Annotated in this window: 8 protein-coding genes and 1 tRNA gene; 7 read left to right on the forward strand and 2 right to left on the reverse strand. The window is 67.7% G+C overall.

Annotated features, from left to right (window positions below; all coding sequences use genetic code 11):
* The 5 genes from P3W97_RS07300 to P3W97_RS07320 form a co-directional block, all read left to right on the forward strand.
* A partial coding sequence (locus tag P3W97_RS07300; protein WP_300845246.1) for an amidohydrolase family protein occupies positions 1-269 on the forward strand: 269 nt, incomplete at its 5' end.
* Between the two features lie 66 nt (positions 270-335).
* Entirely contained in the window at positions 336-1718 is a 1383-nt protein-coding gene (locus P3W97_RS07305) for an efflux transporter outer membrane subunit (RefSeq protein ID WP_300845259.1), read from the forward strand.
* A 10-nt stretch (positions 1719-1728) separates the two neighbouring features.
* Positions 1729-3030, forward strand: coding sequence for an efflux RND transporter periplasmic adaptor subunit (locus P3W97_RS07310; protein ID WP_300845248.1), 1302 nt, complete (start codon positions 1729-1731; stop codon positions 3028-3030).
* Complete coding sequence (locus P3W97_RS07315) at positions 3027-3773, forward strand: ABC transporter ATP-binding protein (protein WP_300845250.1); 747 nt, start codon at positions 3027-3029, stop codon at positions 3771-3773. The genes P3W97_RS07310 and P3W97_RS07315 overlap by 4 nt, the downstream gene beginning before the upstream one ends.
* A gap of 1 nt (position 3774) precedes the next feature.
* On the forward strand, positions 3775-4983 hold the full coding sequence (locus tag P3W97_RS07320; RefSeq protein ID WP_300845252.1) for an ABC transporter permease: 1209 nt from the start codon (positions 3775-3777) through the stop codon (positions 4981-4983).
* Between the two features lie 57 nt (positions 4984-5040).
* On the opposite strand, the gene P3W97_RS07325 is transcribed toward P3W97_RS07320, so the two are convergent.
* Positions 5041-5128 (reverse strand) — tRNA-Ser (locus P3W97_RS07325).
* A gap of 156 nt (positions 5129-5284) precedes the next feature.
* Here P3W97_RS07325 and P3W97_RS07330 point away from each other — a divergent pair.
* A complete protein-coding gene (locus tag P3W97_RS07330; RefSeq protein WP_300845254.1) occupies positions 5285-6019 on the forward strand; it encodes a hypothetical protein in 735 nt (244 codons plus the stop codon).
* Here the strand turns inward: P3W97_RS07330 and P3W97_RS07335 are convergent.
* Positions 5995-8928, reverse strand: a complete 2934-nt coding sequence (locus P3W97_RS07335) for an EAL domain-containing protein (RefSeq protein WP_300845257.1) — start codon at positions 8926-8928, stop codon at positions 5995-5997. The genes P3W97_RS07330 and P3W97_RS07335 overlap by 25 nt on opposite strands.
* A gap of 189 nt (positions 8929-9117) precedes the next feature.
* Between P3W97_RS07335 and dinG the strand changes: the two genes are divergently transcribed.
* The gene (gene dinG, locus P3W97_RS07340; RefSeq protein WP_300845261.1) at positions 9118-11268 is read left to right on the forward strand and encodes an ATP-dependent DNA helicase DinG; all 2151 of its coding nucleotides are present in this window, start codon (positions 9118-9120) and stop codon (positions 11266-11268) included.
* Positions 11269-11312: the final 44 nt, after the last annotated feature.

The following is an 11312-nucleotide window of genomic DNA, read 5'->3' on the forward strand; positions in this document are numbered from 1 at the left end:
GGGCGGCGCATGCACTGGGACTGGCGGGGGTGGTGGGGTCGCTTGCGCCTGGCAGTGAGGCGGACTTCATCGTCCTCGATCCCGCAGCGACTCCTCTATTGGCGCGTCGCACATCGCAGGCCGACTCTCTGGCTCAGTGGCTGTTCGCTTTCGTCCTTTTGGCTGACGACCGTGCGGTGACCGAGGTTGTCGTGGCACAGGGGCCCGGCATACACATCTTTACTCGCGGTACATCTGGTATTCATGCCGGCCCCCTATCATTGCAGTGAACCATGTATCGAAACGGAAGCTTTATGGTGGGACGGAGTCGGGCCGCAGTCGGGGCGCTGATGTTGATGCTGGCTGGCTGTGGCAGCGTGTCGGTATCCCAGCAGGCTCGGGAACTGCCTGCGCCACCGCAGCGCTGGACTGAGGCGGGGCGCATGTCCGAAGTCGCCGGAGCCGTGCCCCTGCAGCGCTGGTGGACAGCTTTTGGCGATCCTGGGCTGAGCCAGTTGGTAGAGGCCGCGTTGGCGGCCAATCCCGATCTCGCGGCTGCCGTGGCTGCCGTGGCGCAGGCGCGTGCGCTGCGCGACGTGGCGCGTGCGGCGACTGGGCCGGCGGTCGACGCCAGCGCGGCCGTGCAACGCGGTCGGGCCGGCTCCGCTCCCGCCGGGACCACCGTCAGGGCCGGTCTGGACGCCGGTTGGGACGCGGACTGGTTCGGTCGGCGTGCGGCGGCTCTGCGGGCGGGCGACGCCGATGTCGCTGCCAGCGAGGCCAACCTGGGGCTGGTGCGCCTGACCCTGGCGGCCGAAGTGGCCGCCACCTATTTCGAGGGCTGGGGCGCACGCGAGCGACTGCGCGTGGCCCAGCAGAGCCTGGCTGCCCAGCTCGACAGCCTGTCGCTCACCCAGTGGCGCGTGCAGGCGGGGCTGGCCTCGGCACTGGACCTGGAGACGGCGCGCGCGGCGCTCGAGCAGACCCGCGCCAGCCTGCCGGCGCTGGAGGTTTCCATCCGCCGATCGATGCATGCCCTGGCGCTGCTCACCGGGCAGGCGCCAGGGGCAGATCTGCCCGATCCGCCAGCCACCGCCCCAGAGCCCCCGACCGCCTGGACGCTGCCGGTCCCGGCTGACGTGTTGCGGCAGCGCCCGGACGTCGCGGCGGCCCAGGCCCGCTTGCAAGCCGCTTTTGCGCGCGCCGACCAAGCAGAGGCAGCGCGCTGGCCTACCCTGCGCCTGGGCGGCAGTTTGAGCTTGGCCGCCCCCCGGGTGGCCGACCTGTTCGATGTGACGGCGCTGACGCGCTCGCTCGCGCTCAATCTGGCTGCCACCGTGTTCGACGGCGGCGCCGCGCAGGCCCAGGCACGCGCCCAGGCAGCTGCGGCGGAGCAGGCCCGTGCGGCCCTGGCCGCCACCTTGCTGGAGGCCTTGCGCGATGTGGAAGATGCCCTGGTTGCGCTGGCGGGGGACCAGCAGCGGCTGCTGCGGCTGCAGGATGCCGTCACGGCCGCCCAACAGGCCGAGCAGCTTGCCACTCAGCGCTACACCGCTGGCTTGATCGACTACCGTGCCTTGCTCGAGGCCCAGCGGACCTTGCTGGCACTGCAGAGCGATTTGGCAGCGGCCCGCACCGCCTGGGCCGTGGATCATGTCCGTTTGGTCAAGGCGCTGGGGGGCGGTTGGTCCCCGAGCGATGCCGCCCCCAGTCTTGCCGCTGCGACCGTTCAACCCTGACGTTTTTACGATGAATCCTTTTCGACGCACTTCTACCTCGCCCGCTGCCGTCGATGTGCTGCTGGGCGATGATCGCCCCCCCCGCTGGTGGCGTCGCCCGCTGTGGTGGATGCTAGCAGTGCTCGCGGTGGCGGCCGCCTTTGGCTGGCAGGCCTGGCAGGCGCGCAGCGCGCATCAGGCCCAGCCCGTGTATGTGACCGAGCCGATCAAGCGAGGCGATCTGACCCTGACCGTTTCGGCCAATGGCACCCTGGTGCCGGTGCGGTCGGTGAATATCGGCAGCGAATTGTCTGGTACCGTGCGTGAGGTGCTGGTCGATGTCAATGACCGCGTCACCCGCGGGCAGGTGCTAGTCATGCTCGATACGGCCAAGTTGCAGGACCAGGTCAACAGCGCTCGGGCGGCGGTGGCTGCGGCGCAGGCCCAGGTGGTGCAGGCCGATGCTTCGGCGCGCGAGGCGCAGATCCAGTTGGGGCGGCTGGAAGACGTGGCCCGCCTGTCGGGCGGCAAGGTGCCGTCTGCGGCTGAATTGGATGCCGCGCGTGCGGCGCTGGAGCGGGCGCATGCCGCACAGGCCGCAGCCCGTGCGGCGGTGGAGCAAGCGCGCGCCACCCTGTCCACCAACGAGACCAACCTGGCCAAAGCATCCATTCGCTCGCCCATCGACGGGGTGGTGCTGTCGCGCAACGTCGATCCAGGCAATGCCGTGGCCGCATCCCTGCAAGCGGTGACGCTGCTGACCATCGCCCGTGACCTGCGGCAGCTCAAGCTCGATGTGGCCGTTGATGAGGCCGACGTCGGCGTGGTGCACGAAGGGCAGACCGCCAGCTTTACCGTCAGCGCCTACCCGCGCCGACGTTACCCGGCGACGGTCGAGCGCGTGGCTTTCGGGGCGACCAAAACCGACAACGTCGTCACCTATACCGCGACGCTGGTTGTGGACAACCAAGATCTGTCGCTGCGGCCTGGGATGACGGCCACTGCCAGCATCCGCGCAGTAGAACGCAAGGATGTGTTGCTGGTGCCCAATACTGCGCTGCGTTTTGCCCCGAGCGATCCCGCGCCGCAGACGTCTGGCGTTGGGCTGGCAGGGCTGCTGTTGCCCAAGCCCCCGACTGTCGGCCGCAAGACCTCGCGCGTCGATCTGCGCAGCGGCCCGCGCCAGATCTGGGTGCTGCGGGACGGCCAGCCCCAGGCCATACCCGTCACCGTCGGCATCAGCGACGGCCGCCAGTCCGAGGTCAGCGGCGAAGGCCTCAGCGAAGGGTTGCCGGTAATCGTTGAACAGCGCAACAGCGCCCGTACCCGATGAGTGGCACCACCCCACTGATCCGGCTGCGCGGCGTGACCAAAACCTACGGTCAAGGCGCGGCCGCCTTTCAGGCCCTGCGCGGTGTCGATCTGCAGGTGTGCGCCGGTGACTTCGTCGCCATCATGGGGCCGAGTGGATCGGGCAAGTCCACGGCGATGAATGTGCTGGGCCTGCTCGACACCCCCAGCAGCGGAGAGTACCGTTTCATGGATGTGCCCGTGCAGACCTTGTCCCGGGACGAGCGGGCCCGCCTGCGGCGGCGCTATTTGGGCTTCGTGTTCCAAGGTTTTCATTTGCTGCCCCGCACCACCGCGCAGGAGAATGTGGAACTGCCCCTGGTCTATCGGGGCGAGCGGGCGGCCGCACGGCACCGCGCGGCCCGTGCGGCGCTGGCCGATGTCGGCTTGACAGGTTGGGAGCACCACACCCCTGCCGAACTCTCGGGCGGGCAGCAGCAGCGCGTGGCGATCGCGCGCGCGATCGTCACCCAACCACGAGTGCTACTGGCCGACGAGCCCACGGGCAACCTGGACTCGCGCCGCAGCCACGAGATCATGGCCCTGATTCGCCAGCTCAATGAGGAGCGCGGCATCACCGTGCTGATGGTGACGCACGAGGCAGAGATTGCTGCCTACGCCCGCCGGGTGGTGCATTTTCGGGACGGTGTGATCGAACGCGAGGAGGCGACGGAGCCGGCGTCGGTCCTTGCGGAAAACCCCGCGGCCGAGCGGGAAGGGGGCTGACATGTGGTTCAACACCTTGGTGCTGGCGCTGCGTTCCATCCGCCGCAACCTAATGCGCTCTTTTCTGACCGTCCTGGGGGTGGTGATCGGTGTGGCGGCGGTGGTGACGATGGTCACCGTTGGCAACGGCGCTACTTTGGCCATCCAGCAGCAGATTGCCAGTCTAGGCACCAACCTGCTGCAGGTGCGACCCGGGCAACGCCTGGGGCCGGGGGGTCCCGGTTTTAAGGCGCCGGCGTTCAAGCTGGCCGATGTTCAGGTGATTGCCGCGCAGACGCCAGGGGTGCTGGCGGTTGCAGCCGAGGCGCGCAGCAGCGGAACGGTGGTGGCCAACGGCCGCAATTGGACGAGCAGCCTCATTGGCGGTTCGCCCGACTGGATGTTGGTCAACAATTGGACCTTGGCCGATGGCCGACCGTTCAGCGACGACGAGTACTACATTGGGGCGGCGGTCTGCATCATCGGCGAGACGGTGCGACGCGAACTCTACGGCCCCAACCCAGCCGTGGGGGACACCCTGCGCGTGCGCCAGATTCCTTGCGAGGTGGTGGGCGTGCTCGCACCGAAGGGGCAGGGCGCGTTCGGCCAGGATCAGGACGACATCGTCCTCATGCCCATCAACACCCTGCACCGGCGTGTGGTTGCGCACACGCGGGTTTCTACCTTGCACGTCTCGATGCTGGACGGCGCCGATGCCCAGGCCGTCAAGGCGGGCATCCGCGACATCCTGCGCGAGCGGCGTGGCATCCCCGAAGGCGAAGAAGACAATTTCAACATCTTGGACACCCAACAACTGGCCGAGACCATGTCCGGCACCACGCGTGTCATGACAATGCTGCTGGGGGCCGTGGCGGCGGTCAGCCTGCTCGTCGGTGGCATCGGCATCATGAACATCATGCTGGTCAGCGTGACCGAGCGCACGCGCGAGATTGGCCTGCGGCTGGCCATTGGGGCGCTGGAGCGCGAGGTGATGGGGCAGTTTTTGATCGAGGCCGTGGTGCTGGCCGCCCTGGGCGGGGTGGCGGGGCTGGCGCTTGCTCTGGGGGCCAGCGTATTGATCAGCCAGGCGATGAATGTGCCTTTTGTGTTTGACCCGGCGATCAATCTGGTGGCGTTCGCCTTTGCGGCGGCCATCGGGGTGGTGTTTGGCTATGTGCCCGCGCGGCGGGCAGCGCGTCTGGATCCGATCGAGGCGCTGCGCCACGAGTGAGAGGCCTCCGAAGGGGCATGCCGCCCATTGGGCGGCTGCGGGCTCTGGAGACAGACATGGCGGAAGCGGTGAGATTCGAACTCACGAACGGTTGCCCGTTGCCGGTTTTCAAGACCGGTGCAATCGACCACTCTGCCACGCTTCCGGCGCAGGGCGGATTGTAAGGGGTGCGTTGCGCCGACCGTTGTGTCGGAAAACCGCTGACACGCAAAACGGCGCGTTGCCGACTCCAGGCGCGCGCAGTGGTGCCTACAGTCAAGGGACACCGACACGTGGGGCGCTTGCCCAGGACGATCGCACAATGTTTGAGTCAACCCTTGAGTCTACCCCTCGCACCCGCATCGCCATCGACGGCTGGTATGCCGTGCCATCATCGTCACTACCATGGCAAGTGTCCGGCGCGGCGGCCACTGCGCGTCCCGTCGAACGCTTGCCATTCACCGTCCGCGTGGCGCACACTGCGCAGGATCTACAAAAAGCCGCCGATGTGCGGCACGCCGCTTATGCGCGCCATTTGCCCGCTGCTGTCACGCAGGGGCTGCGCAGCCCCGAGCTCTTGGATCATGCCCCGGGCGTGGCGGTCTTGCTTGCCGAGTCCAAGGTGGATGGCTCGGCGCTGGGCACCCTGCGCATTCAGACCAATCGTGATCAGCCGCTCGCGCTGGAGCAGTCCTTCGACTTGCCCGACTGGATGGCCGGCGCCCCCTGTGCCGAGGTGACCCGCCTGGCGGTCGCCCAGGCCGTGCACAGCCGAGTGGTCAAGACGGTGATGCTCAAGGCCGCCTACTTCTGGTGCCTGCGCCAGGGGGTGCGCTTCGTGCTCGTGACTGCTCGTGCGCCGCTGGATCGCCAGTACGCCCGGCTGATGTTCCGGGACGTTCGTCCCGATGCCGGTTTCATCCCCTTGCCGCATGTGTTCAACCTGCCCCATCGCGTCATGTACTGCCAGATCGCCACGGCGCGCGAGGACGGTGCCGAGCATCCGCTGTACGATTTCTGGTTCAACACCGATCACCCGGATATCGATCTCGATTGACTGGGCCCGTCGGTCTTGTCCGGACCCGGGTGCCCCAACACCCAGTCGACGTGGGCGAGGTCGTCGTCCGGCGCTGCGCTGTTGAGATATTCCCCCACGCGGGCGTCGGCAATCAAGTCCGCCCCCGACTGAGCGGCCAAAATCTGCTCCGCCGACACTGGGCGCGACAAGGCATAGCCCTGCACAAAGTCCACCCCGATTTCGGCCAGGGTTTCGACCGTCTCGAAGTCCTCGGCCCATTCGGCAATGGTCTTCATGCCCAGGTTCTGCGCCAGGCTCACGATCGCCTCGACGATCGCGATGTTGGCCGGGTGGCGGTTCATGTTGACGATGAAGCTGCCGTCGATTTTGAGGATGTCGGCTGGCAGATCCTTCAGGTACGAGAACGAGGTGTAGCCCGCACCGAAGTCGTCGAGCGCTAGCCTGGCGCCGTGACTGCGCAGGCGATCGATGAAGCGCCGCGTGTTGGCGATGTCGTGGAGCGCGACGCTCTCGGTGACCTCGAAACACAGCCGGTGCGCGACACCGCGGTGGCGTTCTAGCGTGTCGTACATGTCCTCGATGAAGCGCTCGTCATTGAGCGACGCGCCGCTGAGGTTGAGGCAGACGAATTGATTTTGTGGCAGCCGGGTCTCGTGTTCGGTCAGCCATTGCAGCGCAGACTCGACGACCCAGCGATCGATGAGGCTCATGCGACCTGCGCTTTCCCCGGCGCGGATCAGCCGCTCGGTGGGCACGCGGTTGCCATGCTCGTCGTGCATGCGCAGCAGCACCTCGAAATTGAGCGACTGGCTCGGATGGCGCAGTGAAACGATGGGCTGCATTTCGAGGAACAGCCCCTCGATTTTTTGCCCGGCCGCCAGACGCTCGACCAATTGCATTTCGGCCTCGTGTTCGCGAAAAGCGCGCGATCCGTGCTCGTATACCACCAGCCCGCTGGCGCGGGCGCGTTTGGCCTCGCGGCAGGCGCGGTCGGCCGTGGCCACGATATCCTTGGGCGAAGCATTGGACCAGACCTCGATCAGGCCGATCGACCCGCGCACCTGAAACGCCCGCTCACCCACGGTAAACGGCTCTTTCATCAGGTGCAGGAGCACGTCGCGGCAGACGGTTTCGGCGCGCTGCAACGGGGTATCCAGCATCACCAGCAAAAACTCGTCTCCGCCGATACGACCCAGGTACATGTGCGGCGACAGCGGTTTTTTTGCGCGTTCGCAGACCTGCTGCAACACAGCGTCGCCCGCGACGTGGCCGTACAGATCGTTGATCAGTTTGAAGCGATCGAGGTCCAAGTAGGCGACGGCCAGCGGCTTGCCGCGCCGCAGCCGCTGCAGCCCCCGGCGAAGGCACGCTTCTATCCCCCGCCGGTTCATCACCTTGGTCAGCGGGTCGTGATCAGCCAAGAACTGCAGATGCTCGTGCGCGCGGACCTTGTCCGTGATGTCCTGCAGCGTGCCTTCGATTTTGTCCCCGGCGCGCGCGGCGCGGACCAGAAAGCGGCGTGTCTCCCCGTCTTCGTGCATCAAGCGGGTTTCGAACTCCACAGTGCGCCCTGCGCCTTCGCCGTGCTGCAGCTGCGTCCAGTCGTGGACGGGGAACAGATCCTCCCAGTGGGTACGGCCCACGTCCAGACCCGGACCGGCGAGTGCGACCGCCGCGGGATTGGCGCTGATGAACCGACCCTGCGTATCCAGGGTGAACAGCCCAATGGGCAAAAAGTCGAAGGTGTGCTGCAGCTCGGCCTGCAGGGCCAGCCGTTGCAGATGTTCCTGCCGAAACTGCTCCGCAATCGCCAGCGAGGCGAGCAGGCTGGAAGCCAGCGCTGCCGTTGTGCTGTTGATGGTGGCAATCAAGCCCTTGAGGCCGATCGCTGCGGCGATCACCTCGTACAGGCTGGCACCCAGCGCGATGGCCATGGCAGCCGCATACCACAGGGCCACGGAGGAGCGGGTGCGCGCCAGGATGACCGCCAGCGCATAGCCCAGCACGCACACGCCGACGGCGGTGGCGATCCAGATGACGGGCAGAAAATGCCGGTACGGCAGCACCAGCGCGGCGGCAAGCACCGGCAAACAGGCCAGCACAACCAGGCGAACCCCTCTGAGGGTGCGCGTGCGCTCCAGGTCTGACTCGAACAAGAAGCGAAACAGCACCACAGTGGCCGTCGAGTACAAGGCGAGCGTCATCTGCCGCATTGGCGTCAGCCAGTCGGCTGGCACCAGGTGCCCCAGCCACTGGTAGTCCCAGCCACCCGACAGTGCCGCCATGCGCTGGTTGATGACCAACCAGGCCGCAAAGATCAGGTAGGTGCGCTCCCGGTTAAGGATGCCGACGACCAGGGTAAACAGCGCCATCAACAGCAAGCCGCCGTCCAGCCAGCCGGCGTCGCGGTGGAACTGTCGCTCCAGCACCGGCAAATCCGCCGCGGCGCGCCCAACGGCACTAAAACGCGCCGGGCCGACAAAGCGAGCCTCGCACAGCACGTGGGCCGGCAACTGCGGCATGGCCAGGACGAAGCCGGCGCGCGAAGGGCGCAGGCCCTCGGCACTGCCGGGGTCTGCGCGGCGGTCGATCTTGCCTAGTGGTTGTAGCGTATCGCCGTCCCAGCACCGCATGGCGGTCGCATGGCGGGACGGAAAGTCGATGACGCGCCCAGGCGCGCGATCCTGCGGCGCCAGCCGCACGCTGAACCACAAAGGGCGCTCGGACAAATGGGTGTCCCAATCGGTGCGGAGGACCTGGCGGTCCAGGCCATCGCGGACCTCGGCGGGGGATTGGGGGGTGTCGACCACCGTGGCGGTGAAGGCCAGCAGGCGGGCTTTGCTCACGGGGTATTCGTCGGGCCACGACCACAGCGCCCACACCGACAGCAGTGCGGCAAGCAGGGGAACCAGAAAGGCGGCTAGCAACTGCAGGCCATGCTCGATTCGCGCGGTGGTGCCGGATGAGGCAACGGGCGAAGACGGGCCAGATGTCATGAACAGGTGGGAGTGGCAGCGGGTAAAGTGATCTCCCTGATCCGTGGGGCGTCGCCCTCTTTCGTCTCCCGAATTATGAGGGCGAAACCCGGTGCCTGTGTCACACTCGGCCCCATGGACATGACGGAGGCAACGGTTGGCCTGGCCACCCAGGCATTGGCGGCGTTCGACGATCTGATCGCGGGCCAAGACGGTTTGCGGCCGCGGCCGGGGCAACGGGAGATGGCACGGCAGGTGGCCCGCACATTCGCCCCCGTGACCCTGGGCAAGCCGGACGATGAGGCGGCCATCGCCACACGCCGGGTGGCGGTGATCCAGGCTGGCACCGGGGTCGGCAAATCGCTGGCGTATCTGGCGCCGGGGATCGTGGCGGCCCTGGCCAAGCAAACGCGGCTCGTGGTGTCCACGGCCACCGTGGCCTTGCAAGAGCAGCTCGTGCACCAGGACCTGCCAGCCTTGGCGCAGCGGCTGCCGGTGGGTTTTCGCTATGCCTTGGCCAAGGGGCGTGGCCGCTATGTGTGCCGGCTCAAACTGGAGCGCTGGCTGGCCGACCCGCAGGCCGAGCCCGACCTGGCGGAGGAGGACGAAGCCAGCACGGTGGGCTCGGTCAGCGCAGAGCGGATGGCGTGGCTGCGCGCCCGGGCCCACGATCTGGCCCATGGCCGCTGGGATGGCGACCGTGATAGCCTGCCGGAGCCACCCGAGCCTGCATGGTGGTCGGCCATTGCCGCAGAGGCCGCGTCTTGCACCGCGCGGCACTGTCCGCTCTACGGAGGATGTGTTTATTTCGAACAGCGCAAGGCGCTGGTGGGCGCGCAGGTCATCGTCGTCAACCACGACCTGCTGTTGTCCACGCTGGGCTCGCGCCAGTTGCCAGAGCTGGATCAATGCCTGTTGGTGTTGGACGAAGCCCACCACCTGCCGGCCATCGCGCTGGAGCAGTTTGGTTGCCGGGCGGGTTTGACGCGGCTGGCGTGGATCGATCAGCTCGCCAGTCGGGCGCTCAAGGCGGGGCAGGAGGTGGCGTTGGAGGCCCTGGCGGATGTGCCGCCCGCCGCCGCACGTTTGCGCCATGCCCTGCAGGAGGTGGCCCGCCTGGCGGTACAGACTTGGGGCTCCCGGTTGCGCGAGGCGGACCATGACGGCCAACCCCTGTGCGTGCGCTTGCCGCGCGGCCGTCTGCCCGACGGCTTCGATGCCCCGCTGCAGGAGGCGGCGCAGGCCAGCGCGGCCTTTTTGGATGCCCTGCGCGCCGTCAGTGCTGCGCTGCGTGCGGCATTGCGCGAGCGCCCGGACGAGGCGCGGCGGCTCTCCCAGCTGTATGCGCAGCTTGGTACCTTGGCCCCGAGGCTCGAAGCTGCCCATGACACCGTGCGCTGGTTGCTGCACGAGCCTGCCGAGGGCGAAGCACCCCTGGCCAAGTGGTTCACGCTGTCGGCCCCAGGTGCCGGCACGGCCAGCGATACGGTGCGGGTGCAGGCCCATGCCAGCCCCATCCAGCCTGGCGGGCTGCTGCGGGCCAGACTGTGGAGTGGGGTGCGCGGCGCGGTACTGACGTCGGCCACGCTCACCCCGTGCGGGCAGTTCGACTTTTTTCTGCGCGAGGCCGGATTGGCGGACGACCCCGACGTCGAGACCCTGGCCGTAGACAGCCCCTTCGACTATGCCGAGCAAGGCGTGCTGCTCCTGGGTGGTGTGGCAGTGGACCCCCGTGATGCAGGGGCTTACCAGGAGGCCGTGCAAGCCGCGCTACTGCGCGATTTGCCGTCGGTTCGGCATGGGGCGCTGGTGTTGTTCACCGCCCGTGCGCACATGCAGCGGGTGGCCGCGGCGCTGCCTGCCGAGTGGCGCGATCGCGTGCTGGTGCAGGGCACGCTGCCGCGGTCCCGTCTGCTGGCGCGCCACCGCGAGCGGGTGGCCGCGGGCGAGCCGTCCATCCTGTTTGGTCTGCAGTCTTTTGGCGAGGGGTTGGACCTGCCGGGCCGTCTGTGCGAGGACCTGTTCATCACCAAGCTGCCCTTTGCGCCGCCCGATGATCCCGTGGGCGAGGCCCGCGCTGAGTGGCTGCGCGGCCGGGGACGCGATCCGTTTCTGGATCTGGTCGTGCCCGCCACCGCCACGCGGCTGCTGCAGTGGGTGGGGCGCGCCATCCGCACCGAGGGCGACCGGGCCCGCATCGTCTGCTACGACCCCCGGCTCCTGTCGACCGGCTACGGCCGTCTCATCCTCCAGGGGCTACCCCCTTTCACCCGCCGACTGGATGCGTCATGACCCCCACCCCCGACACCCCCCGTCAGTGGTTGACCCACCTGTAC

It is taken from the genome of Tepidimonas sp. (assembly GCF_029335975.1).
Lineage (GTDB): Bacteria > Pseudomonadota > Gammaproteobacteria > Burkholderiales > Burkholderiaceae_C > Tepidimonas.

What these genes read in the sequence shown, in the direction of transcription:
- P3W97_RS07305 (WP_300845259.1), top strand. Translation starts at nt 336, where the DNA reads ATGCTGGCTGGCTGTGGCAGCGTGTCGGTATCCCAGCAGGCTCGGGAA.
- P3W97_RS07310 (WP_300845248.1), top strand. Translation starts at nt 1,729, where the DNA reads ATGAATCCTTTTCGACGCACTTCTACCTCGCCCGCTGCCGTCGATGTG.
- P3W97_RS07315 (WP_300845250.1), top strand. Translation starts at nt 3,027, where the DNA reads ATGAGTGGCACCACCCCACTGATCCGGCTGCGCGGCGTGACCAAAACC.
- P3W97_RS07320 (WP_300845252.1), top strand. Translation starts at nt 3,775, where the DNA reads ATGTGGTTCAACACCTTGGTGCTGGCGCTGCGTTCCATCCGCCGCAAC.
- P3W97_RS07330 (WP_300845254.1), top strand. Translation starts at nt 5,285, where the DNA reads ATGTTTGAGTCAACCCTTGAGTCTACCCCTCGCACCCGCATCGCCATC.
- dinG (WP_300845261.1), top strand. Translation starts at nt 9,118, where the DNA reads ATGACGGAGGCAACGGTTGGCCTGGCCACCCAGGCATTGGCGGCGTTC.